19 protein-coding genes are annotated in these 25,041 nt (G+C 72.4%); 17 read left to right on the top strand and 2 right to left on the bottom strand.

Annotation, left to right across the window (positions count from 1 at the left end; translation table 11 throughout):
• The first annotated feature begins 16 nt into the window (after window positions 1-16).
• Genes AB0F52_RS32065 through AB0F52_RS32045 form a run of 5 tightly spaced genes read left to right on the top strand, consistent with a single transcriptional unit; the run spans window position 17 to window position 11,736 of the window.
• Window positions 17-5,755, top strand: a complete 5,739-nt coding sequence (locus AB0F52_RS32065; protein ID WP_360179209.1) for a beta-ketoacyl synthase N-terminal-like domain-containing protein — start codon at window positions 17-19, stop codon at window positions 5,753-5,755.
• Window positions 5,752-9,582, top strand: coding sequence for a type I polyketide synthase (locus AB0F52_RS32060; protein ID WP_360179207.1), 3,831 nt, complete (start codon window positions 5,752-5,754; stop codon window positions 9,580-9,582). Before AB0F52_RS32065 ends, AB0F52_RS32060 begins: the two co-directional genes overlap by 4 nt.
• Window positions 9,579-9,869 (top strand): phosphopantetheine-binding protein, encoded by a 291-nt coding sequence (locus AB0F52_RS32055; RefSeq protein WP_103338423.1) that lies wholly within the window; start codon window positions 9,579-9,581, stop codon window positions 9,867-9,869. Before AB0F52_RS32060 ends, AB0F52_RS32055 begins: the two co-directional genes overlap by 4 nt.
• Complete coding sequence (locus tag AB0F52_RS32050) at window positions 9,857-10,633, top strand: alpha/beta hydrolase (protein WP_360179205.1); 777 nt, start codon at window positions 9,857-9,859, stop codon at window positions 10,631-10,633. Before AB0F52_RS32055 ends, AB0F52_RS32050 begins: the two co-directional genes overlap by 13 nt.
• Window positions 10,630-11,736, top strand: a complete 1,107-nt coding sequence (locus AB0F52_RS32045) for a nucleotide disphospho-sugar-binding domain-containing protein (RefSeq protein ID WP_360179203.1) — start codon at window positions 10,630-10,632, stop codon at window positions 11,734-11,736. Before AB0F52_RS32050 ends, AB0F52_RS32045 begins: the two co-directional genes overlap by 4 nt.
• Here the strand turns inward: AB0F52_RS32045 and AB0F52_RS32040 are convergent.
• A complete protein-coding gene (locus AB0F52_RS32040) occupies window positions 11,733-12,566 on the bottom strand; it encodes an ABC transporter permease (RefSeq protein WP_360179201.1) in 834 nt (277 codons plus the stop codon). The genes AB0F52_RS32045 and AB0F52_RS32040 overlap by 4 nt on opposite strands.
• Before the next feature lie 11 nt (window positions 12,567-12,577).
• On the bottom strand, window positions 12,578-13,510 hold the full coding sequence (locus tag AB0F52_RS32035) for an ATP-binding cassette domain-containing protein (protein WP_360179199.1): 933 nt from the start codon (window positions 13,508-13,510) through the stop codon (window positions 12,578-12,580).
• 252 nt (window positions 13,511-13,762) lie between these two features.
• Between AB0F52_RS32035 and AB0F52_RS32030 the strand changes: the two genes are divergently transcribed.
• From AB0F52_RS32030 to AB0F52_RS31975, 12 genes are read left to right on the top strand one after another with little or no spacing between them, the layout of a single operon-like run.
• Entirely contained in the window at window positions 13,763-15,325 is a 1,563-nt protein-coding gene (locus AB0F52_RS32030) for a DUF6801 domain-containing protein (protein ID WP_360179197.1), read from the top strand.
• 28 nt (window positions 15,326-15,353) lie between these two features.
• Window positions 15,354-16,067: a hypothetical protein gene (locus tag AB0F52_RS32025; protein WP_360179195.1), complete on the top strand. Its 714-nt coding sequence runs from the start codon at window positions 15,354-15,356 to the stop codon at window positions 16,065-16,067.
• Entirely contained in the window at window positions 16,064-16,858 is a 795-nt protein-coding gene (locus tag AB0F52_RS32020; RefSeq protein WP_103338417.1) for an ABC transporter permease, read from the top strand. The genes AB0F52_RS32025 and AB0F52_RS32020 overlap by 4 nt, the downstream gene beginning before the upstream one ends.
• Window positions 16,859-17,674 (top strand): ABC transporter permease, encoded by an 816-nt coding sequence (locus tag AB0F52_RS32015; protein WP_013229372.1) that lies wholly within the window; start codon window positions 16,859-16,861, stop codon window positions 17,672-17,674.
• Entirely contained in the window at window positions 17,671-18,861 is a 1,191-nt protein-coding gene (locus tag AB0F52_RS32010) for an MCE family protein (protein WP_360179193.1), read from the top strand. Before AB0F52_RS32015 ends, AB0F52_RS32010 begins: the two co-directional genes overlap by 4 nt.
• Complete coding sequence (locus AB0F52_RS32005) at window positions 18,858-19,874, top strand: MCE family protein (RefSeq protein ID WP_360179191.1); 1,017 nt, start codon at window positions 18,858-18,860, stop codon at window positions 19,872-19,874. The genes AB0F52_RS32010 and AB0F52_RS32005 overlap by 4 nt, the downstream gene beginning before the upstream one ends.
• Complete coding sequence (locus AB0F52_RS32000; protein ID WP_360179189.1) at window positions 19,871-20,881, top strand: MCE family protein; 1,011 nt, start codon at window positions 19,871-19,873, stop codon at window positions 20,879-20,881. Before AB0F52_RS32005 ends, AB0F52_RS32000 begins: the two co-directional genes overlap by 4 nt.
• Window positions 20,881-21,879: an MCE family protein gene (locus AB0F52_RS31995; protein ID WP_360179187.1), complete on the top strand. Its 999-nt coding sequence runs from the start codon at window positions 20,881-20,883 to the stop codon at window positions 21,877-21,879. The genes AB0F52_RS32000 and AB0F52_RS31995 overlap by 1 nt, the downstream gene beginning before the upstream one ends.
• A complete protein-coding gene (locus tag AB0F52_RS31990) occupies window positions 21,876-22,847 on the top strand; it encodes an MCE family protein (RefSeq protein WP_360179185.1) in 972 nt (323 codons plus the stop codon). The genes AB0F52_RS31995 and AB0F52_RS31990 overlap by 4 nt, the downstream gene beginning before the upstream one ends.
• On the top strand, window positions 22,847-23,953 hold the full coding sequence (locus tag AB0F52_RS31985; RefSeq protein ID WP_360179183.1) for an MlaD family protein: 1,107 nt from the start codon (window positions 22,847-22,849) through the stop codon (window positions 23,951-23,953). Before AB0F52_RS31990 ends, AB0F52_RS31985 begins: the two co-directional genes overlap by 1 nt.
• A complete protein-coding gene (locus AB0F52_RS31980; protein WP_360179181.1) occupies window positions 23,950-24,447 on the top strand; it encodes a hypothetical protein in 498 nt (165 codons plus the stop codon). Before AB0F52_RS31985 ends, AB0F52_RS31980 begins: the two co-directional genes overlap by 4 nt.
• On the top strand, window positions 24,444-25,028 hold the full coding sequence (locus tag AB0F52_RS31975; RefSeq protein WP_360179179.1) for a hypothetical protein: 585 nt from the start codon (window positions 24,444-24,446) through the stop codon (window positions 25,026-25,028). The genes AB0F52_RS31980 and AB0F52_RS31975 overlap by 4 nt, the downstream gene beginning before the upstream one ends.
• Window positions 25,029-25,041 lie beyond the last annotated feature (13 nt).

Raw genomic sequence — 25,041 nt, 5'->3', positions numbered from 1 at the left:
CACAGGAGGTCCGCCGATGGCCGAGCTCGTCCCGCCGTCGCACGCTCGCCGGCTCCGGTGCCTGGGGGTCGGCGATCCCGGCGTGGTCGCCGCGGTCGCGCGAAACGGCGGCCTCGGCGTCCTCGACGGCGCTGCCCCGGAAGACTTGCGGCTGGTCGCGGCCCGGGTCCGGGTGCCGTACGCCGTGCGGACGGACGGCCCGCTGCCCGAAGGCGCGGCCTTCGCTGTCCGTACGCGAGCGCCGTGGACCGGGTCACTCGCCGAAGTCGCGGACGTCGCGACGGCGGCCGAGGCCGTTCGCGGTGGCGCGCGAGGACTCGTCGCCCGTGGTGGTGCGTTGAGCGACTTCGTTCTGCTGCAACAGCTCCTGGCCACCTTCGACGTCCCGGTCTGGGGCAGCGTGGCCGGGCCGCGGACGGCGGTGGGCGCGCTCGCCGGCGGCGCGGCGGGCGTCCTCGTCAAGTCCACTGTGGACGTAAGCCGGATCGTGGGCGCGAAGATGCCCGAGGCTGGGCTCGGCACCCGGCTGTGCCGGACGCTGGGCACTGCGCTGCCGGTCGTCCAGGGCCCGATGACGCGGGTGAGCGACCAGCCGGGCTTCGCGGCCGCGGTCGCCGACGCGGGCGGATTCCCGTTCGTCGCGGTGGCCACGGCGAACGGGGCGCGCACCACCGAGCTGCTCGCCCGGACCGCCGCCCGCCTGGGTGACCGGCCGTGGGGCGCGGGCATCCTCGGCTTCGTGCCGGACGACCTGCGCGTCGCCCAGCTCGCCGCGATCCGGGCGGCACGGCCGCGGTGCGTGCTGGTCGCCGGCGGGAAACCGGGCCAGGCCAAAGCGCTGGAGGCCGACGGCATCGCGACGTTCCTGCACGTGCCCTCGCCGGTCCTGCTCCGCCAGTACCTCGACGCCGGGGTCCGGCGATTCGTCTTCGAGGGAGCCGAGTGCGGCGGACACGTCGGCCCGCGGCCGAGTTTCGAGCTGTGGGAGGAACAACTGGCCGTCCTCGACGGCGCGAAGGACGTCGAGGTGCTCTTCGCGGGCGGCATCCACGACGCCCGCTCGGCGGCCATGGTCGCCGCGATGGCCGCGCCGCTCGACGCCGCCGGCGTCCTGATGGGCACCGCGTACCTCTTCACCGAAGAAGCCGTGACGCACGGCGCGATCACCGGGCTGTTCCAGGAACGCGCGCTCGCCGCGGACACCACCGTGACGCTGGAGACCGCGCCGGGCCACCGCACGCGGTGCCTGCCGAGCCCGTACACGGCGGAATTCGAGCAGGTCAAAGCCGGTCTGGGTGACACGCCCGAAGCGTGGCAGCGGCTGGAGGAGCTGAACACCGGACGGCTGCGCGTCGCCAGCAAGGGCGTCCGCCGTGACGGCGAGGCGCTGGACGCCGCCACCCAGCTGGCCGAGGGGATGTTCATGGCGGGCGAGGTGGCCGTCCTGCGGGACCGCCGGACGACGATCGCCGAGCTGCACCGCGAGGTGACCGCCGGGAAGACGTTCGGCCGCCCCGAGGCGCCGGTGACGGACTCCGGCGACATCGCGATCATCGGCATGGCCTGCACGTTCCCCGGGGCGCGCGACCTGCCGGCGTTCTGGTCGAACATCCTCCGGGGCGAAGACGCCGTCACCGAAGTCCCCCGCGACCGCTGGGACCCGGACGTCTACTTCGGACAGTCGACGTCGAAGTGGGGCGGCTTCCTGCCCGCGCTGGACGTCGACCCGCTGGCGTACGGTATCCCGCCGTCGGCGATGGGCAGCATCGACCCGGCGCAGCTGGTGTCCCTGGAAACCGCGCGGCGCGCCCTCGCCGACGCCGGGTACGCGAACCGGGACTTCGACCGCGAGCACACGAGCGTCGTGTTCGGTGCGGAGGCGGGCGGCGACCTGGCGAACGCGGGCACGCTGCGGTCCCTGCTCGACGGCTACCTCGACGAAGTGCCGCCCGAACTGCTCGCCCAGCTGCCCGAGCCGACCGAGGACACCTTCCCGGGCACACTGGCCAACGTCATTTCCGGGCGGGTCGCGAACCGGCTCGACCTCGGCGGCGCGAACTACACGGTGGACGCCGCGTGCGGTTCGTCGCTGGCCGCGCTCGACCTCGCGGCGAAGGAGCTGCGGGCGGGAACGAGCTCGCTGGTCCTGTGCGGCGCGGTCGACCTGCACAACGGGATCCACGACTACCTGATGTTCACGTCGGCGGGAGCGCTGTCCCCGACGGGCCGCTGCCGCCCGTTCGACGCGGCGGCCGACGGCATCGCGCTGGGCGAAGGGGTGGCGTGCCTGGTGCTCAAGCGCCTCTCCGACGCCGAGCGCGACGGCGACCGGATCTACGCGGTGGTCAAGGGGGTCGGCGCGGCCAGCGACGGCAAGGCGCTCGGCTTGACGGCGCCCCGCCCGGAAGGCCAGCGCCGCGCGCTGGAGCGCGCCTACCGGGACGCGGGAGTGTCCCCGGTGGACGTCGGGCTGGTCGAGGCCCACGGCACGGGAACGGTGGTGGGCGACGCAACGGAGCTGCGGACGCTGACCGGCTTCTTCACCGAGGCCGGCGCCGAGGCGGGTTCGTGTGTGCTCGGATCGGTGAAGAGCCAGATCGGCCACACGAAGTGCGCGGCGGGACTGGCGGGGCTGATCAAGGCGGCGCTGGCGCTGTGGCACGAGGTGGTGCCGCCGACACTGCACTTGAGCAGGCCGAACGACGCTTGGGACGCGGCGGCGAGCCCGTTCACGTTCACGACGGCGGCGCGGCCGTGGGCGAACCCGGCCCGGCTGGCGGGGGTGAGCGCGTTCGGCTTCGGCGGGACGAACTTCCACGCGGTCCTGGGCGCGGCGCCGGTGGCCCCGGACCGCGGGCACGGTCTGCGCGACTGGGCACCGGAGGCGGAGCAGGCCTTGGCCGGGCTCGAACACGCGACGGCGGAGAAGGGGAAGCCCGCAGCCGATCCCGGCAAGATCGCCTTCCTCTTCCCCGGTCAGGGCAGCCAGCGCACCGGCATGCTCGCCGAGCTCTTCGTGCACTTTCCCGGACTCGCCGAAGTCCTCCGCCTCGCGCCCGACATCGCCGCCACGGCTTTCCCGCCGAAAGCCTTCACCGCCGAGGCCGTCGAGGCGCAAGAAACCGCCCTCACCGACACCCGCGTGGCCCAGCCCGCGCTCGGGCTGGTCGAAATCGCCGTCGCGAAGCTGCTGGCCGAGCTCAACGTCCGCCCCGACTTCCTGGCCGGGCACAGCTATGGCGAACTCGTCGCCCTCTCCGTCGCCGGTGCCTTCGACACCGAGACCCTCGTGCGCCTCAGCCGGGCCCGCGCACAGGCCATCGCCCAGGTCGCCCGGCCCGGGACAATGGCGGCCGTCAAAGCGAAGCGGGACTTTCTCACCGCCACGCTCATCGGCCCCGATGTCGTCGTCGCCAACCACAACGCTCCCGAGCAGGTCGTCGTCTCCGGGCCCGTGCCCGCGGTCGAACGCGCCATCCGGCGGCTCCGGGAAACCGGCATCACCGCCCAGCGGATCCCCGTCGCCTGTGCCTTTCACAGCCCGCTCGTCGCCGGCGCGGGGGAGGTCTTCGCCCGGGAACTCGCCCGCGAAACAGTGACCACGCCGCGAAAGCCCGTGTGGGCCAACCGGACCGCGAAGCCGTACCAAGACGACGTCCGCGATGAACTGGCCGCGCAAATCGGTGCCCCGGTGCGGTTTCTCGACCAGATCGAGGCCATGTACGCGGCCGGGGCGCGCACTTTCGTCGAAGCCGGACCCGGCCGGGTCTTGTCGCGGCTGGTGACGGACATCCTCGGCGACCGGCCGCACACCGTCGTCGCCTGCGGGCCCGACCTCCCCGGGTTCCTGACCGCGCTGCGGCACCTCGCCGAAGCCGGCGTCGACGTCCGGACCGGACGGCTGGCCCGGCCGAAGCCGCCCGAACCGGCGCCGACCGCCTGGGCCGTCGACGGGCGGTCCGTCCGCGCGCCCGGCTCCGACACGCCCGCCCTGCCCCCGGCCCGACGAATCCGGAGTACCGCCATGACCCAGCCCGCGCCCGGCCGTGACCAGGCGATCGTGGACTTCCTGCGCACCACCCGCGAGCTCGTCGCCGCCCAGCGGGAGGTCATGCTCGGCTACCTCGGCCGCGCACCTGGGCAAGCGCCCGCCCCGGTTCCGGTACTGCTCGAAGAACCACAGCCACAGCCGGAACCCGAACCGGTGGCCGAAAGCCCGGCCGACGTCCTCGGCACGGTGATCGGCGTGATCAGCGAGCGCACCGGCTACCCGGCCGAGATGATCGCCGGGGACCTCGACCTCGAAGCCGACCTGTCGATCGACTCGATCAAGCGCACGGAGATCGCGGGCACGCTGCTGGCTCGGCTGGGGCTCCCGGCCGACGACCGCACCGACCAGCTCAGCCGCGACCGGACGGCGAACTCCCTCACCGCGCACCTCGAAAGCTGGCTGAACCCCACGCCGGCCGCGGAAGTACCCACCCGGTACCGGCTCGAGCGGGTACCGGTGCCGCTCGACCCGGATCCCACGCGGCTGCGCGGGAAGTCCGTGGCCGCGCCGGACGACGCCGTGTGCGCCGCCTTCGCCGCCGCCGGGGCAAAGGTCGTCACCGGGGACGCGGACATCACCGTCCTGTTCGCCCGCGACCTCACGGAGGTGTTCACCCGGCTCAAAGCGCTGCGGGGGACCGTCCTCGTGGCGGCGGAGCCGGACACCGTGCCCGGGCTCCGGGGCCTGGTGCGGTCGGCCGCGCTGGAGCGCGACGGCGTGACGCGGCTCGTCGAGGTCACCCAGGACGTCGCCAAGGTGCTGGTCGACGAAGCCCTCAGCGCCGGGCCGTCCGTGGTCGGGCACGACGAGGGTGGCCGCTTCACCATCGAGCCGCGGCCGGCCGATCTGCCGTCGATCGCCTACGCCGGTGCCGGTCCGGGCGGCGGTGAGCTGGCCGCGCTCGGGCTCGGCCCGGAGTCGGTGGTGCTGCTGATCGGCGGGGCCCGCGGGATCACCGCCCATGCGGCGGTCGCGTTCGCCGCCTCCGGCGCCCGGATCGAACTCGCCGGGCGCACGCCGTGGCCCGGCGAACCCGACGACCTGCCTGCCGATCCCGCCGCGATGCGGGCGGTGCTCGCCGGCCGTGGCGGCGCGGTGGCCGACATCGAACGCCGGGTGCGGACGGTGCTGGCCCAGCGCGAGATCGGCCGGACCCTCGACCAGATCCGCGCCGCCGGCGGTGAGCCGGCCTACCACCCGCTCGACGTACGCGACGCGGATGCGGTCCACCAGCTGATCAAGGGCTTCGACGGCCGGCTCGACGGCGTCGTCTTCGCCGCCGGCGTCCTCGACGACAAGCTGATGGCGGACAAGGACGAGCAGTCGTTCCGGACCGTCGTCGAGACCAAGGTGGAGGGTGCGAGAGCCCTCCTCGGTGCGTTGGCGGGCAGCGAACCGCGGTTCGTCGCCTTCTTCGGCAGCATCGCCGCGGTGCTCGGCAACCGCGGCCAGACCGACTACGCCGCCGCCAACGACGCGCTCGAGACCCTCGGGACGACCTGGCCGGGCCGGGCGGTGACCGTCCACTGGGGACCGTGGGCGCCGGCCGGCGACCACGGCGGCATGGTGTCGCCGGAGCTGGCCCGCGAGTACGAACGCCGTGCCGTCGCCCTGCTCGACCCGGCCGAGGCCACCGCGGCCCTGCTGCGCGAACTCACCTACGGCACGGACCGTTCGGTGCTGTACACGGCGTCGTTGTGGTGAGCCAGGAGCCGGCCGCGATCGTCGGCATGGGCGTGTTCCTGCCCAGCGCGTCCACAGTGGACCAGTACTGGCGGAACCTGGTGGACGGCGCCGACGCCGTCACCGAAGTGCCGCCGCACCGCCGGGACACCGGCTTCCACGGCCGGGACGGCACCGCACCGGACCGCACCCACGGCCGCCGCGGCGGCTTCACCCCGGACACCCTGGAGTTCGACCCGGTCGCCCACGGCGTCCCGCCGACCTCCCTCGAGGGCACCGAACCGGACCAGCTGACGGCGCTGGCGGTCGCCGTCGGCGCGGTCGCCGACGCCGGTGGCCTCGGCCGGCTCGGCGACCCCGAGCGGATCGGCGTCGTGCTCGGCCGCGGCGGGTACCTCTCGCCCGGGCTGCAGGGCTTCGACCAGCGGGTCCGCACCGTCCGGCAGATCACCCGCACGGTCGGCGAGCTGCTGCCGTCGGCCGGCCCGGCCGTGCTCGAACGGCTGCGGACGGCGCTGCTGGCACCGCTCGGCGAGTTCCGGCCGGAGACCGCCGCCGGGCTGGTGCCGAACCTTGCCGCGGCCCGCGTAGCGAACCGGCTCGACCTCGGCGGCCCGGCGTACACGGTGGACGCCGCCTGCGCGTCTTCGCTGGTCGCCGTCGACCAGGCGATCGGCGAGCTGACCCGCGGCCGCTGCGACGCCGTCCTCGCCGGTGGCGCCCACCAGACGCAGGACGACACGCTGTGGTCGCTGTTCACCCAGCTCGGCGCGCTGTCGCCGAGCCAGCGGATCAGCCCGCTGTCCCGCGCCGCCGACGGCATGCTCATCGGCGAGGGCACCGCGATCGTCGTGCTCAAGCGGCTCGCCGACGCCCGCCGCGACGGCGACCGCGTGTACGCCGTGATCCGCGGCAGCGGCACGTCGAGTGACGGGCGCGGAGCGAGCCTGCTCAGCCCGTCCGTCGCCGGGCAGACCCTCGCCCTGCGCCGGGCCTGGGCGGGTCACGACCCCGCGGAAATCGGCCTGCTGGAGGCCCACGGCACCGCCACGCCCGCCGGGGACGCCGCCGAGCTGACCACCGTCGCCGACGTCTTCGGCCCGGCGGACGGGCCGCGCGCGGTGATCGGCTCGGTCAAGTCGATGATCGGGCACACCCTGCCGACCGCCGGCGTCGCCGGGCTGATCAAGGTGGCTCTCGCGCTGCACCACGGCGTCCTGCCGCCGACGTTGCACTGCGCCGACCCGAACCCGCTGCTCGACAAGACGCGCTTCCGGGTGCTGGCCGAGGCCGAGCCGTGGGGCGCGCTGCCCCGCGTGGCCGCGGTCAACGCGTTCGGCTTCGGCGGGGTGAACGCCCACGTCGTGCTCGAGGCCGGTGACTCGGCACCGAAGCGGCGCGTGCGCGTCGACGAGCCGGAACGCGTGCTGCGCCTGGCCGCGCGCACGCCGGCGGAACTGCTGGACCAGCTCGACCGGCCCGGCACCGGCGACGGTCCGTGCCGGATCGGGATCGTCGGCCCGGACGAGCGGAAGCGGGCCGCGGCCCGCCGGGTGCTCGCCAAGGTGGCGGCCGGAGGCCGGCCGTGGCACGGTGCCGGCGACGTCTGGTGCAGCGTCGACCCGCTCCTGCCGGACGGGAAGACCGTGTTCGTCCACCCGGGACTGGAAGCCGGCGCCGCACCGCGGCTCGACGACGTCGCCGGGCACTTCGGGCTCGACCGTCCACCGTGGTCGACGGCGAACGTGCTCGAGCGGGCGGCGAGCGTGTCGGCGGCCGGGCTGCTGCTCGGCGAGGTGCTGGGGCGGCTGGCGATCCGGCCGGACGCGCTCGCCGGCCACAGCGTCGGGGAGTGGACCGCGATGCGGGCCGCCGGGATGTACACCGCGGCGCCGGAGGCGTTGGCGCGGTACTGGCCGGACGGCTTCGCGCTGCCGGAAGCGGACTACCTCGTGCTGGGTGCTCCGGCGGCGCGGGTGACCGAGCTGCTGCCCGGCGACCTCGTCGTCTCCCACGAGAACGCGGCCCGGCAGACGATCGTGTGCGGCCCACCGGACGCCGTCGCGGAGTTCGCCGCAACCTGCCGTGGTGCCGGGATCGTGGCCACGACGCTGCCGTTCCGCTCCGGCTTCCACACCCCGCTGATGGAACCGCACCTCGCGCCCTTCGAGCGGCTCGTCGCGGACCTGGACCTGCGCGAACCGGCGCTGCCGGTGTGGTCGGCGACGACCGCGCGGCCGTACCCGGCGGCTCCGGACGACGTCCGCCGGCTCTACCTGGACCACCTGCTGCGCCCGGTCCGGTTCCGGGCGCTGACCGAGGCCCTGCACGATGCCGGGTTCCGGGTGTTCGTGCAGGTCGGCGCCGGCCAGCTCGGCTCGTTCGTCACCGACACGCTCGGCGAGCGGCGGCACCTGGTCGTCGCGGCCGCGTCCGGCGGCCGGCCGGGGCTCGCGCAGCTGCGCCGCGCCGCGACCGCGTTGTGGGTCGAAGGCGGCAGCCCGGACTTCGCCGCGCTCGAACCACGGCGGATCCGGCTCGCCACCGGGAACTCCCTGCTGTCGCTGGGGGAATCGGCCCGCGGCCTGCTCGACGACCGCGCACTGCCGGAACTGCCCGCCGGGACACCGGACGCGATCGTCGCCGAGTTCACCGCGTTGCTCACCGAAACCCGCCAGGCCGCGGCGGACGTCGTCGCGGCCGCCCACCGCCGCGTCGAGTCCACTGTGGACGTATCGCTGGCGGCGATGCCGTACCTGCGTGACCACCGGTTCTTCCGGCAGCGCGACGGCTGGCCCGACGAAACCGACTTCCGGCCGGTGGTGCCCGCGACGACCCTGGTGGACCTCGCCTGCCGGGCCGTCGAACGCACCTGGCCGGGCACGACGGCGGTCGCGGTGCGGGACGCCGTGTTCTCGCGCTGGCTGATCGCGGCCCCGGCGCAGCGGGTGCCGCTGTCGATGAGCCGCGACGACGACCACGTGACCGTCGAGATCGGACCGTACGCGCTGATGACCGTCGAGCTGGGGGCGTTCGGGCCGCCACCGGCGCGGACTGCGGTGCCCGGGCCGGAGACCGCGCCGCCGCTGAGCGCGGCCGAGGTCTACGCGCGGCGCGAGATGTTCCACGGCCCGGCCTACCAGGGCCTGGCCCGGCTGACCGGCCTCGGCGAGCAGCACATCCGCGGCGAACTGGTCGTCCCCGAAGCACCGGGCGGGCTGCTCGACAACGTCGGCCAGCTGCTCGGCTGCTGGCTGATGGCGACCCGGTCCGACGACCTGCTCGCCTTCCCGCGCTCGATCGGCCGGCTGACCTGGTACGGCCCGGAACCGGCGCCGGGCACGCGCGTCACCTGCCAGGTGCGGGTCCGGCTACCGCGGCCCGACGTCCTCGAAATGGACGCGGAGCTGGTGCGGGACGGCCGGGTGCTGGCCCGCATCGAAGGCTGGCGGGACGTCCGGTTCCCCTGCGACCGCGCGGCCCACCGCGTCTACGCGTTCCCGGCGGAGCACCTGCTGGGGGACGTTCGGGACGACGGCTCGGTCGCCGTCACCGACCGCTGGCCGACGGTCGCCGCGCGGGACATCTACGCCGGGATCTACCTCGGCGCGGCCGAACGCGCGGAGTTCGCCGCCGTGCCGCCGCGTCAGCAGCGCGGCTGGCTGCTGAGGCGGATCGCCGTGAAGGACGCCGTCCGGGCCCGGCTCGGCGAACCCGTCTACCCGGCGGAGATCCGCGTCCACGACGACGGCACGGTGTCCGGCCGGCACCGGGACCTGCCGCGCTTCGCCGTCACGGTCGAGCTGAGAGGGGACACCGCCATCGCACACCACAGGAGTACGCCATGACCATCGACCACGCGTCCGCCACCTTCGACGTCGTCGCCGAGCTGCTCGCCGAGCTCGTCGGCGACGCCGAGGTGCTGGGCATCGAGATCACCCCGGACACGACGTTCCACGAGGACCTGCAGCTGGAGAGCATCGACCTGGTGACCTTCGCGAGCATCCTCGCCGAGCACTTCGGGGCGGACGTCAACCTCGCCGAGTACCTGGCGGAGCAGGACCTCGACGACGTCATCGGGCTGACCGTCGGCGACATCGCCCGGTTCGTGGGGGAGCGCACATGCCCACGATGACCGTCAACGGGCTGCGCACGAACGTGCAGCTCGTGCCCGCCGGCGGCACCGAGACGGTGGTGTTCCTGCACGGCATGGGCACCGACAGCCTGGCGAGCTTCTACCTCACCCTGGCGCCGCCGGTGGCGGCCGCCGGCATCGACGTGATCAGCTACGACCTGCGCGGGCACGGCAAGACCGAGCGGCCGGAGCGCGGGTACACCCTCGGCGACTTCGTCGCCGACCTCGACGACCTGCTGCGGCAGCTCGGCGTCGACCGGCCGGTGCACCTGGTGGGCAACAGCTTCGGTGGCACGCTGGCCTACAGCTACGCCGTCGCCCGCCCGGACCGCGTCCGCAGCATCGTGTGCATCGAATCCGAGCCCGCGACCGAGGTCTGGGCGGAGAAGATGAGCGCGATCCTCGCGCACACCGTGCGGTTCCTGCAGGTCGAGGAGAGCTTCGACTGGATCGAAGCGAACTTCAGCGCCCACCACCGGCGGCTCGCGCGGATGGCGGCCGAGCGGATCACGTCGACGAAGATGGCCGAGGAGGTGCCGCTCGGGCCGTTGCTCACCTGGGAGCAGGTGGCGGCGATCGGCTGTCCCGTGCTGTCCATTTTGGGCAGTCACGGCTACCAGGCCGACGACCTCGAGGCGCTGACGTCGGTGCTGCCGCACGGCGAGCTGCACGTGTTCGAGGGGCAGGGCCATTCGGTGCTGGTGGAGCAGCACCGCGAGGTGCGCGAGCTGGTGCTGAAGTGGATCGAACGGCACGCGGCGTGAGGTTCCTGCTGGTCGTGCCGCCGCTGGCCGGGCACGTGGCGCCGCTGCGCGGGGTGGCTTCGGTGCTTTCTTCGCGGGGCCACGAGGTGACCTGGTGCGGCCCGGAGCCGGAACTGTCCACTTTGGTCGACGGCCGGGTGTTCCCGGCGGGGGATTCGGTCCCGTTCGCGCCGGAGCTGCGGCCGCCGGGGCTGCGCGGGTTCGCCGCGTTGAAGTACCTGTGGGAGTCGTACCTGGTGCCGCTGGCCGACGCGATGGCGCCGGGGGTGGCGGCCGCCGTGGCGGCTTTCGAGCCGGACGTCGTGGTCGTCGACCAGCAGGCGATGGCGGGGGCGCTGGTGGCCGCGCGGTGCGGGCTGCCGTGGGCGACGTCGGCGTCGACGTCCACCGAGCTGGCCGACCCGCTGGCGGCGTTGCCGAAGATCGCGTCCTGGGTCGGCGACCTCCAAGCGGGCCTGTGCGCCCGGCACGGCGTGCTGTTCGGCGACCTGCGGTTTTCCCCTCATCTGGTGCTGGCGTTCACGACCCGCGCCCTGGCCGGGGCCGGCCGGCCGGCGGTTCCGGTGTCCTACGTCGGGCCGGTCCTGCCGGCCGGCCCGGGCGAGTGGTCCGGTGTGGACGGACGCCCGCTGGTCGTGGTGACGCTGGGAACGTCGAATGCGGCGGCCGGGGTGCGGTTCCTGGCCGAGAGCGTCGACGCGCTGGCCGGGATGCCGTCCGTGCAGGGGCTGGTGGTGGACCCCACGGGCGAGCTGGTGAGCGAAAGCGTGCTGCTGGCGCGGCGCATCCCGCAGGTGGCGGTGTTCGCCCGCGCCTCGGTGGTGGTCTGCCACGGCGGCCACAACACGGTGTGCGAAGCCTTGGCGGCCGGGGTGCCGCTGGTCGTCGCCCCCATTCGCGACGACCAGTCGATGCTGGCCCAGCAGGTGGTCGCGGCCTCGGCGGGGGTGCGGCTGCGGTTCGACCGAGCGAAGGCGGGCGACATCCGCGAGGCGATCGAATCGGCCGGGCAGTACCGCCCCGGTGCGGAGAAGATCCGCGAATCGTTCGAAGCGGCGGGTGGGGCGGAAGAGGTCGCGACGCGGCTGGAGTCGCTGGGTTAGGTGCGGCTGCGGAAGGTGCGGGCGGCCAGGGTGGCGCCCGCCACCGCGGCCACCGCCGCGATCAGCAGCGCCACCGGGAGGGACCAGCCGAGCGGGCGGGCCAGGGCCAGCGCGCGGGTGGCGTCGATCGCGTAGGTCAGCGGGTTGACCGCCGAAACCGCGCGGACCCACGCCGGCATCGTGTCCAGGGGCATGTACGCGCTGGACGAGAACATCAGCGGGAACATCACCACGAACGACGCCGCCTGAAGCGTCTCCGCCTTGCGCAGCCACGTCGTGATCGCCACGAACACCCAGCTCAGGCACCAGCCGACGACCAGCGTCAGCACCAGGGCCAAGCCCAGGCCGAGCACCCCGCCCGCCGGGCGGAAGCCCAGGAAGACCACGCTGGCCAGGGCTGTCACCAGCAACTGGACACCCAGCCGCGCGGAATCCGCCAGGGTACGGGCCACCAGGACCGAAAACAGCGAGATCGGCAGGCAGCGCAGCCGTCCGGTGAAGCCGCCGTAGATCTCCGCCAGCAGGCCCGCGCCCGAGCTCATCGCCGTCGTCATGGCGATGTTGACCAGCGTCGCCGGCACCAGGAAGTTCACGTAACCCTGGTACGCCGCGACGCCCGGCAGCGCGCCGACGCCGCTGAACACCTGGCTGAACAACAGCAGCAGCACCACCGGCTGCAGCAGGCCGAAGAAGACCAGCCGGCGGTCGCCGAACGCCGTCCGCAGCGAACGGGCCGTCAGCACACGGACCTGTGTCCAGAAGCCGGATTCCGGCCAGGCCGCGGGGTCGCCGAGCGCGGCGACGGCCGCGCGGTGCCGGCTCTGTGTCATCCGAAACTGGGTCATGACGCCGCCGTCCGGTGCAGTGAAAGGTAGACGTCGTCGAGCGTCGGCTCGGTCACCGTCAGGTCCCGCAGCGGTGCGCCCGCCGCGTCGAGCGCGCGCACCACCACCGGGATGTCACCCGGGCCGGACAACGGCACGGTGAGCACCAACCCGGTGCGCCCGGCCGCGAAACCCAGTCGCGACAACGCGTCCGCCGCGCGGCGCAACGCCAGTTCGGTGCCGAACGTGAGGGTCGCCGTCCGGGTGCCGAGCCGGGCCTTCAGCTGCGCCGGCGTCCCCGACACGGTGATGTGCCCGAGGCCGAGGACGACGACGTGATCGGCCAGCCGGTCCGCTTCCTCGAGGTACTGCGTGGTGAGCACGACGGTGGTGCCGCGCGCCGCGAGGCCCTCGACGATCGTCCACAACCCGGCCCGGCTGACCGGGTCGAGGCCGGTGGTCGGCTCGTCGAGGAAGAGCACCTGCGGCGCGCCGACCAGGCCCGCGGCCAGGTCCAGCCGCCGGCGCATCCCGCCGGAGTACGTCCCGGCCGGGCGGTCGGCCGCCTCTTCGAGACCGAAGGCCGCGATCAGTTCGGTGGCCCGGGCGAGCGCCTGTCGCGGTCTCGCGCCCAGCAGCCGGGCGATCAGCACGAGGTTCCCGCGGCCGGACAGGGCGTCGTCGACCGCGGCGAACTGCCCGGTCACCCCGATCCGCCGCCGGACCGCCCGGCCGCGCTGCACGACGTCGTAACCGCAGACGCGGGCGGTGCCCGCACTCGGCCGGACGCGCGTGCTGAGGATGTCGATCAAGGTGGTCTTCCCGGCGCCGTTGTGGCCGAGGACCGCCAGCACCGCGCCGCGAGCGACGGTGAGGCTGATCCCGGCGAGCGCGGTGACTTCGCCGTACTGTTTCGCGAGGTCCGTCACGGCGATGACCGGCTGGTGCATGGCCGCTCCTTTCCTGCCCCGGAAAAAGGTATCCGGACTGCGCCGCGTAGATCAAGAAGATTGCCGTCATCCGCCTCGGGTATGACAGTTTTCGCGGAACCGGATAGCACCCGCGTGATAAGGCCTGACCTGCGTGACTCTTCCGGGCCGGGGCGATCTCCTGCGCGTGACAAAGAATCGCGGGTGGCTTGTTCGCCCGGAAACACGGAGGTAGCTTTGCCGAAATTCCCCCATTTCCCGAGGTGACGACCCGTGAAGTTTTCGTGGAAGTCGAGAAAGCCCGCCTTCGGCCTCGCCGCCGTGACCGCCGCGGGGGTCGCGGCGGCCGTCGCGCTCGTCGGGGCGGGCCCGAGCCAGGCCGCGCCGGTGAGCCTGACTCTCAACTACAACTGCCCGTTCCCGCTGATCGGCGACCAGGTGCTGTCGGTGAAGATCGACACCAACCTGCCCGACAACGCCGTCGCGGGTGCCTCGTCGACGCCGATCACCTTCGACGTCGACGTCACCGTGCCGGAGACCGCCACCGAGGGCCTCGCCCTGGTCGGTGCAGCGTCGCTGGACGGCTCGGCGAAGGCGGCGGCCGTGCTCAAGTACCCGGTCGACAAGACGCTGAACCTGAACCTGCCGCTGACGATCGCGTCGACGCCGGTGCCGCCGTCGGGCGCGTTCCACGTCAAGAGCAGCGGCAAGGCGCCGGCGGTGACGTTCCCCAGCCCCGGCACCGCGTCGGTGACGGTCGGGAACTTCAGCACCACGATGACCCCGCGCACCGCGGACGGCCAGCCGACCGACCTCGGCACGTTCACCTCGGACTGCGTCGCGGTCCCGGGCCAGAACCAGCAGCTGGGCACGTTCGAGATCAAGCCGGCGGGCGGCACGACGACGCCCACCACGCCCACGACGCCGACCACGCCCACCACGCCGACGACGGAGCCCACGACTCCCACGACGGAACCGACGACTCCGACCACGGAGCCGACGACTCCGACGACGGAACCGACGACTCCGACCACTGAGCCGACGACTCCGACCACGGAACCGACGACTCCCACGACGGAGCCCACGACTCCGACCACCCAGCCGACGACTCCGACGACCGAGCCGACGACCTCCACCACGGAGCCGACGACTCCGACCACCCAGCCCACTACTCCGACCACCGAGCCGACCACGCCGACGACGGAGCCCACGACTCCTACGACGGAGCCGACGACTCCGACGACGGAGCCCACGACGCCGACGACCCAGCCGACGACGCCGACCACCCAGCCGACGACCCCGACGACCCAGCCCACGAACCCGCCGGGCGGCATCGAGGTCAAGTACTCCGTGCAGGGCAAGTCGGTCCTCAAGCAGCTGCACGCCACGCTGCCGCTCGGTCCCGGCACCCTGGACGCGAAGCTGGACGCGGCGTCCGGCAAGTTCGGTGCCCAGCTCGCGCTGCCGAAGTCGGACGTCCACTTCCGCGTGCTCGGCTTCGTCCCGGCGTCCGCGACCGTGAAGCTCGACCAGGTCGGCGCGATCAACGGCACGCTCACCGCCGGTGCGGTCAAGGCGAACGCCCAGGTGGACGTCCAGCTCACCAAGGTCCGCGTGTTCGGCTTCCCGATCCTGTCGTCGAAGTCGTGCCACACGGTCAAGCCCGCCGACGTGCCGCTGACCTCGGCGCCCGGCTTCGACCCGCTCAAGGGCGGCAAGCTGACCGCGACCTACGACATCCCGCGGTTCACCGGGTGTGGCTTCCTGACCGGCCTGATCACCGGCATCACCTCCGGCCCCGGCAACCAGCTGGACATCACCCTCACCAAGAAGTGAAGGAACCTCGTTCGATGAAGAAGTCCGGATGCTGACCCGGCTCTCGCTGGTGCTGGCACTGGCCGCGGTTTCGCCCGGCGCTGCGGAAGCGGCGCCGGGGGAAACCGCCCCGGCGGCGCAGGCCACGCAGATCCCCTTCGGATTCACCCTCGGGGACGCGCAGCAGCCGACCACGAGCCACGTGGCCAAGCTCGGCTCCGACATCGCCTTCCCGCCGGGCACCTTCGACGGCGCACTGGGCGGCCTCACCAGCACCGTGCCGATCACCGGGAAGCTGGCCATCCCGCCCACCGACGGCTACTTCGTCGCGTTCCGGTTCATGGCCACCACCGGCCGGGTCGAGATCGTCCCGGACGGCGATGCCGCGGGAACGGCCACCGTGCACACCGGCAAGGACAAGGACTGCAAAGCCACCCAGACCAACATCTGCGCCGACACGGACGTGACCGCGAAGGTGTTCATCAAGCTCTCGGACGTCAAAGTGGACGGACGGCCCCTCGACGTCGGGCCGGACTGCCGGACCGCTCAGCCCGCGGCGGTCACCATCAAGGCGCTGGTGCCGATTTCGCTGCCCGCTCCGCCGGTGAAGGTGACGTCGACCTTCACCACGCCCGCGTTCGCCGGGTGCGTCGGGCACGAGGACGTCAGCCGCCTGCTCACCGGCCTGGTTTCGGGGCCGGGCAACACCTTCGTCTCGAACCTGACGCTGCGCTGCTTCAGCACCGGGTGCAAGCAGCCATGACGACTTTCCTCAGCGAAGCGCCGCAGAAGGCCGCGAACGGCCTGCGCGAGTTCGGCCGGATGTGCGCGATGGGCCTCGACGTCCTGCTCGCCATGCTCCGCCGCCCGTACCAGGTGCGGGAGTTCGTCCTGCAGTTCTGGTTCATCGCCAGCGTGTCGATCACCCCGGCGATCCTGGTGTCGATCCCGTTCGGCGCGGTCATTTCGCTGCAGCTCGGCTCGCTCACCAGCCAGATCGGCGCCCAGCAGTTCAACGGCGCGGCGAGCGTGCTGGCCGTCGTGCAGCAGGCCAGCCCGATCGTGACGACGCTGATCATCGCCGGCGCGGGCGGCAGCGCCATCTGCGCCGATCTCGGCGCGCGCAGCATCCGCGAGGAGATCGCCGCGATGGAGGTGCTCGGCGTCTCGCCGATCCACCGCCTGGTCGTGCCGCGCGTGCAGGCCGCCGTCGGGGTGTCCGTGCTGCTGAACGGCCTGGTCAGCGTGGTCGGCGTGCTCGGTGGCTACTTCTTCAACGTGATCATCCAAGGCGGCACACCCGGGGCGTACCTGGCCAGTTTCAACGCCCTCGCGCAGCTGCCGGACCTCGTCGTCAGCTCGATCAAAGCCGTCATCTTCGGCTACCTCGCCGGGGTCGTCGCGGCCTACCGAGGCCTGAACCCGAAGGGTGGTCCCAAGGGCGTCGGGGACGTCGTCAACCAGTCCGTCGTCATCACGTTCCTGCTGCTGTTCTTCGTCAACACCGTGCTCACCGCGCTGTACCTGCAGCTCGTCCCCGCGAAGGGAACCTGAGTGGCCATCCTCGGCAAACCCGGCGACCGGCTGTTCGACCTCGGCGACCAGCTGCTGTTCTACGTCCGCGCGCTCGCGGCCGTCCCGCTCGCCGTGACGCGCTATTTCCGCGAAGTCGTGCGGCTGCTGGCCGAAGTGACGTTCGGCAGCGGCGCCCTGGCGGTGATCGGCGGCACGATCGGCGTGATGGTCGGCCTGTGCGTGTTCACCGGTGTCACCGTAGGCCTGCAGGGCTTCAGCGCGCTGAACCAGATCAACATCTCGGCGATGACCGGCTTCCTGACCGCGTACTTCAACACGCGGGAGATCGCGCCGCTGGTCGCCGGGCTGGCCCTTTCGTCCACTGTGGGCAGTGGGTTCACCGCGCAGCTCGGTGCGATGCGGATCTCCGAAGAGATCGACGCCCTCGAAGTGATGGCCGTGCGGAGCATGCCGTACCTGGTCACCACCCGGATCGTCGCCGGCTTCATCGCGATCATCCCCCTGTACGTCATCGGGTTGCTGATCTCCTACCTCGGCTCGCGGCTGACCACGGTCGTCTTCTTCGGGCAGTCCGGCGGCACCTACGACCACTACTTCACGCTGTTCCTGCCGCCCGGCGACGTCCTGTGGTCGTTCGGCAAGGTGCTCGTCTTCAGCGTCGGCGTGATCCTGACGCACTGCTTCTACGGCTACCGCGCCAGCGGCGGGCCGGCCGGGGTCGGCGTCGCGGTCGGCCGGGCCGTGCGGACGTCGATCGTGCTGATCAGCGTGCTCGACCTGTTCCTTTCGCTGGCCATCTGGGGCGCGACGACCACGGTGAAGGTGTCCGGATGAGCCGGTTCCGCACGCAGCTCGCCGGGGTCGCCTTCCTCGGCGTGCTCGTCCTGCTCGGCTGGCTCGCGGTGGCCATCTACGACAAGGACTTCGACGATTCCGAGCTGGTGACGCTGCGGGCCGACCGCGTCGGCAACCAGCTCGCGCCGACCGCCGAGGTCAAGGTGAAGGGCGTCCCGTTCGGCGAGGTCCGGGCGGTGCGCAGCACCCGCGCGGGTGCCGAGATCGACCTCGCCCTCGACCCGGCCAAGATCGGGCTGCTGCCGGGGAACGTGTCCGCGCGGCTGCTGCCGAAGACGGTGTTCGGCGAGCGGTACGTCAACCTCGTATTGCCGGACAGTCCACAAGGGAAACTCCACGCCGGAGACGTCATCGCGCAGGACCGCTCCACCAACGCCATCGAGCTGGAACGCGTGCTCGGCGACCTGCTGCCGCTGCTGCGCGCGGTCCAGCCGCAGAAGCTCAACAGCTCCCTCGGCGCGATCTCGCAGGCCCTCGACCACCGCGGAAAGCCGCTGGGCGACAGCTTCGTCCAGCTGAAGGACCTCCTCGGGCAGCTGAACCCGCTGATGCCGCAGTTCAAGGCCGACGTCACCGCGCTGGCCGACGCGGCCGACGTCTACACGGGAGCCGCGCCGGACATCCTGCAGGCGCTGAGCGACCTGTCGACGACCGCGAAGACCATCGTGGACACCCGTGCAGACCTCGACAACCTCTACACGAGCGTCACCAGCGCCACCGGGCACCTGAACGAGTTCCTGCGGAAGAACAAGGACAACCTCATCGGCGTCTCGGCGGCGAGCCGGCCGACGCTGGAACTGCTTTCGCGCTACTCGCCGGAGTTCCCATGCCTGCTCGACGCGGTCAACCGGCTCAAGCCGCTGATGGAGAAGGCCCTCGGCAAGGGCACGAACGAGCCGGGCCTGCACGTGACGCTCTCCGTCCAGGACCCGCGCGAGAAGTACGTCCCCGGCCGGGACACCCCGCGCTTCGACGCCACCGGCGGGCCGAAGTGCTACGGCGGCGGTGCGGCGGCCGCCGCCGATGGCGACCTGGGGCCCGCGAACTCACCGAGCGAGCGGCAGCTCGTCGCCGAGCTGCTGCGGCCGGCGCTGGGTGACGTGCCGGACTGGAGCAGTGTCCTCATCGGACCGGCGCTGCGCGGGACGGAGGTGACCGTCCGATGAGGAGCGTCACCGGACCCGCTGTCAAGGGCCTGATCTTCTTCCTGGTCACCGCGACCGCGACCGCCGTGCTCGCGGTCACGATCGCCAACTCGAACGTGGGGGCGACGATCGGCTACACCGCCCGGTTCACCGACGCGACCTCGGTCAACCCCGGCGACGAAGTGCGGATGGCCGGCGTCCGGATCGGCCAGGTCGACTCGGTGCGGGTCGTCGAACACCGCCTCGCCGACGTCGGGTTCTCGGTCGGGCGCACGCACCGGCTCACCGCGTCGGCTTCGGTCACCATCCGCTACCGCAACCTGGTCGGCCAGCGGTACCTCTCGGTCGACCCCGGCGCCACCGACACGTCCCCGACCCTGGCCGAAGGCGCGCAGATCCCCTTGGAAAAGACCAAGCCGGCGCTCGACCTCACCGCGCTGTTCAACGGCTTCAAACCGCTCTTCCAGGCGCTGTCGCCGAACGACGTCAACCAGCTGTCGTTCGAGATCATCCAGGTCCTGCAGGGGGAGGGCAGCACGATCGACAGCCTGCTGCGGCACACGGCGTCGCTCACTTCCACCCTCGCCGGGAAGGACGCGCTGATCGGCCAGGTGGTCGGCAACCTCAACACCGTCCTCGACACGCTGAACGCCCAGGGCGACCAGTTCGACACGCTCGTCGACACCACCGCCCAGCTGGTCACCGGCCTCGCCGCCGACGCCAAGCCGATCGGGCAGGCCATCGGCGGCCTCGGCGAGCTGACCACGGCGACCGCCGGGCTGCTCGAGCAAGGGCGGCAGCCGCTCAAGGACAGCATCACCGCCCTCGGCGACCTGTCGAAGAACCTGGCCGACAACACCCCGGTGTTCCAGCAGTTCCTCGACAACCTGCCGAAGAAGCTCGACCGGATCGGCACGCTCTTCTCCTACGGCTCGTGGGCGAACTTCTACCTGTGCGCGGTGGAGACCGACGCGAAACCGGCGCCGGGCGGGCCCCCGCCCGGCATCCCCGTGACGGCTGCGAGGTGCCGGTGAAACCGCCCCGCATCAAGCCGTTCCGCAGCCGCGACCCGATCGCCGTCGGCGCGGTGACCGCGCTGGTCATGGCGCTGATCGGCAGCGCCACGTTCTTCTCCGACGACCTGCCGGTGCTCGGCGGCGGCACCACCTACCGGGCCGAGTTCCACGAGGCCGCCGGGTTGAAGCCGAACGACGAGGTCCGCGTCGCCGGGGTGAAGGTCGGCGAGGTCACCGACGTGCGGCTGGCCGGCGACCACGTCGAGGTGCTGTTCCGGGTCCGCGACACCTGGGTCGGCAACCGCACCACGGCGGCGATCAAGATCAAGACGCTGCTCGGGCAGAAGAACCTGGTGCTGGACCCGGTCGGCAACGGCGAGCTGAACCCCGACCAGCCGATCCCCGCCGAGCGCACGAGCTCGCCCTACGACGTCACCGCCGTCTTCAACGACCTGGCGAGCACGGTCGGGGCGATCGACACCGACCAGCTCGCGCAGGCGTTCCGCGTGCTGTCCGACACGCTCGGCGCGTCCGCTCCCAGCGACGTCAAGACGGCGTTCAACGGGATCGCCGCCCTGTCGCAAACGCTGGCGTCCCGCGACGAGGAGCTGGTGAAGCTGTTCCAGAACACCAACCAGGTGTCGAAGACGCTCGGGGAGCGCTCCGACCAGATCCAGGCCCTGATCCGCGACGGCAACACGCTGCTCACCGAGCTCAACGCCCGCAAGGACGCCATCGCGAAGCTGTTCACCGGCATCAAGAACCTCTCGATCCAGCTGCGCGGGCTCGTCGCGGAGAACCAGAAGACCCTGGGACCGGCGCTCGACCAGCTCGACCGCGTCGCCGGCGTGCTCCAGCGCAACCAGGGGAAGCTGGAGGACAGCCTCCGCCTGGCCGGCCCGTTCTACCGGCTGCTCGGCAACGCCGTCGGCAACGGCCGGTGGATCGACACCTACATCTGCGGGCTGATTCCCACCGGCACCACGCCGGGCAGCTGCCGGCCACCGAAGAACGGGGGACGCTGATGGCCCACCACCTCGCCGACCTGGGCGCCCAGGCCCGCCGCCGCACGCGGCTGCGGGCCCTCACCCTCGGCGTCGTGCTCGCGCTCGCGGTCTCGGCCGCCTGGCCCCTGGTCACCGCCCCGCGTGCGCGGACGCTGACCGGGTACTTCGCCGCCGCCGTGGGTATCTATCCGAACTCGGACGTGCGCGTCCTCGGCGTCGCCATCGGCTCGGTGTCCGAAGTGGAGCCGAACGGGACCGACGTCAAGGTGACCATGACGTTGCGGCCCGGCGTGCCGCTGCCCGCGGACGCCGGGGCCGTCGTCATCACCCCGAGCCTGGTCGCCGACCGGTACGTGCAGCTCACGCCCGTCTACCGCGGCGGGCCCCAGCTGGCCGACGGCGCGTCGATCCCCCGGGAGCGCACCGCGACGCCGGTCGAGGTCGACGACCTGCTGCACAGCCTCAACCAGCTGATGTCCGCGCTCGGACCGCAGGGCGCCAACAAGGACGGCGCGGTCAGCGACGTCCTGACCCGCTCGGCGGACTACCTGAACGGCACCGGGCAGACCATCGGCACGGCGATCAAGAACCTCGGCGAGTTCGCCCGCACGGCGAGCGACTCGAAGGACGACCTGTTCAATTCCGTCGACAACATCAGCAAGTTCACCGCGATGCTCGCCGCCAACGACGGCCAGGTCAAGCAGGCCATCTCCCAGATCGCCTCGCTCAGCAAGGTGCTGGCCGGCCAGCGAGACCAGTTCTCGGGCGCGCTGACCGAACTGACCCAGGCCCTGAGCGTCGTGCAGGGGTTCATCAAGGACAACCGCGGCAAGGTCCGGTCCGATGTGGACAAACTCGCCGACGTCACGAAGGTGCTCGTGAACCAGAAGAACTCCCTCGCCGAGGCGCTCGACGCGGCCCCGAACGCCCTGACGAACCTCCTGGGCGCCTACGACCAGGCGAACGGGACCATCGACGGCCGCGGCAACCTCCTCGAGTTCGCGGAGCCGAAATGAAGTCCCCGGTCAAGCTGGTCGCGGTGGTGACCCTCGCGCTGGTCACCACCGGCTGCGGCAGCGGCGTGAGCGTCTACGACATCCCGCTGCCGGGCGGCGCCGCGCTCGGCGACCACCCGATCCACGTGACCGCGAGCTTCACGAACGTGCTGGACCTGGTGCCGCAGTCCGGGGTCAAGGTCAACGACGTCCCGGTCGGCCAGGTCGTCCGGGTCGAGCTGGCCCCCGACGGGCACAGCGCGGTCGTCGACCTGCTGCTCAACGGCGACGTCGACCTGCCGGGCAACGCCGTCGCCCGGCTGCGGCAGGCCAGCATCCTCGGCGAGAAGTTCGTCGAGCTCGGCCCGCCGGACGACGCCACGCCGTCGGGCCGGCTCCTCGACGGCGCGGCCATCCCGCTCGATCGTTCGACGCTGACGCCCGAGATCGAGGAGGTCTTCGGGGCGCTGTCGCTGCTGCTCAACGGCGGCGGCGTGGCGCAGGTCCAGAACATCAGCCACGAGCTGAACGACGCCCTCGGCGGCAAGGAAACCGCGGCGCGCTCGCTCTTGTCCGATTTGGACACCTTCGTGCGGGGCCTCGACGAGCACCGGAACGAGATCACCCGGGCCATCGAGAGCGTCAACAAGCTCGCGGCCACGCTGAACGCGCACACCGATCAGATCACGACCACGCTGAACGGCCTGACGCCCGGCATCGGCGTGCTCAACCAGCAGCGGGACGCACTGGTCGGGATGCTCAAGTCGCTGGACGGGCTGACTTCGGTCGCCGTCGACACGGTGAACCGCAGCAAGGACGACCTGGTCGCCGACCTGCGCGCGCTGGAACCGCTGCTGCGGCGGCTGGCCGACTCCGGCGACAAGCTGCCCAAGGCGATGGAGATGATCTTCACCTTCCCGTTCCCGGACGCCGCCCTGGACGCGATCCGCGGCGACTACCTCAACGGCTTCCTCAAGGCGGGCCACTGATGCTGACCCGGTTCGTGCGCGTGCAGGTGACGATCTTCGTCGTCATCGCCGTCGTCGGTGTCGCCTACGTCGGCGCCACCTACGCCGGTCTCGACAAGGTGTTCTTCGACCGCGGCTACACCGTCACGGCGCAGTTCCCGACCGGTGGCGGCATCTTCACCAACGCCGAGGTCACCTACCGCGGGGTGCCGATCGGCCGCGTCGGCGAGCTGCGGCTGACCCCCGCCGGGATGGAAGCCGACCTCGAGATCGACTCCGGGACCGCGCCCGTCCCGGCCGACACCGAAGCCGTCGTCGCCGACCGGTCGGCCGTCGGCGAGCAGTACGTCGACCTGCGGCCGCGCACCGACGGCGGGCCGAAGCTGCACGACGGCTCGGTGATCACCCCGGCGGACACGAAGATCCCGCTGCCGGTCGACGTCGTCTTGTCGACAGTCGACTCGTTCGCGAACTCGGTGCCGAAACCCGCGCTGCGCACGGTCGTCGACGAGCTGTACAACGCGACGTCCGACGCCGGCCCGGCACTGGACCAGCTGGTCGGCCGCGGCATCGAGTTCGTGCAGGCGGCGAGCGCGCACGTCGCGCCGCTGACCCGGTTCGTCACCGACGCGCACACGGTGCTCGACACCCAGGTGCAGCAGGCCGGCGCGATCCGCGAGTTCGGTGCCAACGCGAAGCTGCTGGCTTCGACGCTGAAGCAGTCCGACGGCGACCTGCGCACGCTGATCCCGGCGGTTCCCGCGGCCGCGAACGAGGTCAGCGCGCTGATCCGCGACTCCGGCCCGAACCTGGGCGTGCTCCTGGCGAACCTGCTGACCACCGCGGACGTCCTGGAAGCCCGCCGGGACGGGCTCCGGCAGCTGCTCATCACCGCGCCGCAGGCGGTCGCCGCGGCCGGTGCGATCGTGCGGCCGGACGGCGTCCACATCGGACTGTCGCTGACCTTCTTCGACCCACCGCCGTGCACCACCGGGTACACGACGCCGTACCGCGACGGGCTCGACACGTCGGTCCGTCCGCTGAACACGGCCGCGCGCTGTGCGCTGCCGAAGGGCGACCCGACGAACGTGCGGGGCTCGCAGAACGCACCGGGAGGACGGCCGTGAGGATTTTCGCTGCGCTGGCCGCGGTCTTGGCGACCGTTGCGGCCGGGTGGTCGGGGTTCACCTGGTGGCAGGCGGCGCACGACGACGGTGTCGCGCGCGCGGTCGTCCGGGAAGAGGCCCTGCAGGCGGGCCGGACGGCGGTCGCCGCGCTGACCACTTTGGACTACCGGCGGGCCGCGCCCGGGTACCAGCACTGGCTCGACCTTTCCGGTGGCGCGCTGCACGACGAGCTGGCGGCCGACCGGCAGGGCAGTCTCGACCGGATCGCCCAGGCGAAGACCGTCACGACCGGGAAGGTGACCGACGCCGCGGTGACCGAAGTGGACACCGGTGCGGGCACGGCGAAGCTGATCGCCGCGGTCGAGCTGGTCGTGGCACCGGACGGCGGGGACGCCGTGACCAAGCGCAACCGGTTCCAGGCCGACCTGACGCGCGGGCCGGGCGGCTGGCGCGTCACCGGCCTCGGCCAGGTTCCCGTGGGGGAGGCACCATGACGGTTCCGACGAAGAAGCGGATCGTGAAGGTCGCGGGACGGCACCACGAGCCGGAACCCGCGCCGCCGGCGCCGGTTGCCGAGCCGCGGCGCCGGTGGCCGCTGGTGTTCGCCGCCCTCGCCGTCGTGCTGGCCGGGCTCGCCGGGTGGTTCACCCTCGAAACGCGGAGCACGAACGCCGTGGTCGCGCACAACAGCGCGCTGTCCGACGTCGCCGGTACCGCGGACGCCGCCAAGCAGATCAGTGCGGCGCTCGGCACGGTTTTCTCCTACCGCTTCGACGACCCGGCCAAGAGCGAGCAGGCCGCCAAGGAGGTCCTGACCGGGCCCGCGCTCGCGCAGTACGAACAGCTCTTCGGCCAGGTCCGCAAGCTGGCGGCCGAGCAGCAGCTCGTGGTCACCTCCACCGCCGTCGCGTCCGGGGTGAAGCTCCTGGACGGCGACCGCGCGGCGCTGCTGGTGTTCCTCGACCAGACCGGGACGAGAGGGGACGGGCAGCGCAGCACCGGCGCCGCCCAGCTGAGCGTCACGGCCGAGCGCGTCGCCGGGAAGTGGCGCGTCACCGGGATGTCCGCCGCCTGAGAATGCGCGAGGA

The organism is Amycolatopsis sp. NPDC024027, from assembly GCF_040638975.1.
In the GTDB taxonomy this organism is placed as follows: Bacteria; Actinomycetota; Actinomycetes; order Mycobacteriales; family Pseudonocardiaceae; genus Amycolatopsis.
This window is presented reverse-complemented; position numbering and strand designations above follow the sequence as displayed.

Coding starts and splice junctions, on each gene's coding strand:
- AB0F52_RS32065 (WP_360179209.1), top strand. CDS start 17: ATGGCCGAGCTCGTCCCGCCGTCGCACGCTCGCCGGCTCCGGTGCCTG.
- AB0F52_RS32055 (WP_103338423.1), top strand. CDS start 9,579: ATGACCATCGACCACGCGTCCGCCACCTTCGACGTCGTCGCCGAGCTG.
- AB0F52_RS32050 (WP_360179205.1), top strand. CDS start 9,857: ATGCCCACGATGACCGTCAACGGGCTGCGCACGAACGTGCAGCTCGTG.
- AB0F52_RS32040 (WP_360179201.1), bottom strand. CDS start 12,566: ATGACACAGAGCCGGCACCGCGCGGCCGTCGCCGCGCTCGGCGACCCC.
- AB0F52_RS32035 (WP_360179199.1), bottom strand. CDS start 13,510: ATGCACCAGCCGGTCATCGCCGTGACGGACCTCGCGAAACAGTACGGC.
- AB0F52_RS32025 (WP_360179195.1), top strand. CDS start 15,354: ATGCTGACCCGGCTCTCGCTGGTGCTGGCACTGGCCGCGGTTTCGCCC.
- AB0F52_RS32020 (WP_103338417.1), top strand. CDS start 16,064: ATGACGACTTTCCTCAGCGAAGCGCCGCAGAAGGCCGCGAACGGCCTG.
- AB0F52_RS32010 (WP_360179193.1), top strand. CDS start 17,671: ATGAGCCGGTTCCGCACGCAGCTCGCCGGGGTCGCCTTCCTCGGCGTG.
- AB0F52_RS32005 (WP_360179191.1), top strand. CDS start 18,858: ATGAGGAGCGTCACCGGACCCGCTGTCAAGGGCCTGATCTTCTTCCTG.
- AB0F52_RS31995 (WP_360179187.1), top strand. CDS start 20,881: ATGGCCCACCACCTCGCCGACCTGGGCGCCCAGGCCCGCCGCCGCACG.
- AB0F52_RS31990 (WP_360179185.1), top strand. CDS start 21,876: ATGAAGTCCCCGGTCAAGCTGGTCGCGGTGGTGACCCTCGCGCTGGTC.
- AB0F52_RS31985 (WP_360179183.1), top strand. CDS start 22,847: ATGCTGACCCGGTTCGTGCGCGTGCAGGTGACGATCTTCGTCGTCATC.
- AB0F52_RS31975 (WP_360179179.1), top strand. CDS start 24,444: ATGACGGTTCCGACGAAGAAGCGGATCGTGAAGGTCGCGGGACGGCAC.